Source organism: Pseudomonas sp. SWRI81 (assembly GCF_014268545.1).
Classification (GTDB): Bacteria; Pseudomonadota; Gammaproteobacteria; order Pseudomonadales; family Pseudomonadaceae; genus Aquipseudomonas; species Aquipseudomonas hamedanensis.
The window spans coordinates 1-241 of record NZ_JABWQS010000123.1 but is presented as its reverse complement, the minus strand read 5'-3'; the positions used below and the strand labels follow the sequence as shown (position 1 = coordinate 241).

1 protein-coding gene is annotated in these 241 nt (G+C 68.5%); it reads left to right on the top strand.

Annotation, left to right across the window (positions count from 1 at the left end; genetic code table 11):
- Positions 1-241 (top strand): LamB/YcsF family protein (locus HU765_RS26710; protein ID WP_186624106.1); only part of this gene is annotated, 241 nt, incomplete at both ends.

The window sequence follows — 241 nt, the reverse complement described above, 5'->3', positions numbered from 1 at the left end:
CGACGAGGGCTTGCAGTGTGTCGCCGAAGCCTTCGCCGACCGCGCCTACACGCCGCAAGGCACGCTGGTGTCGCGACGTGAACCGGGCGCGGTGCTGCACGATCCGAGGCTGGTGGCCCAACGCATGCTGCGCCTGGTGGAAGATGGCACCATTGAGGCCATTGATGGCACGCGCACCCGCATCGAGGCCGATTCCATCTGCGTACACGGCGACAGCCCCGCAGCCGTGGACATGGCCCGC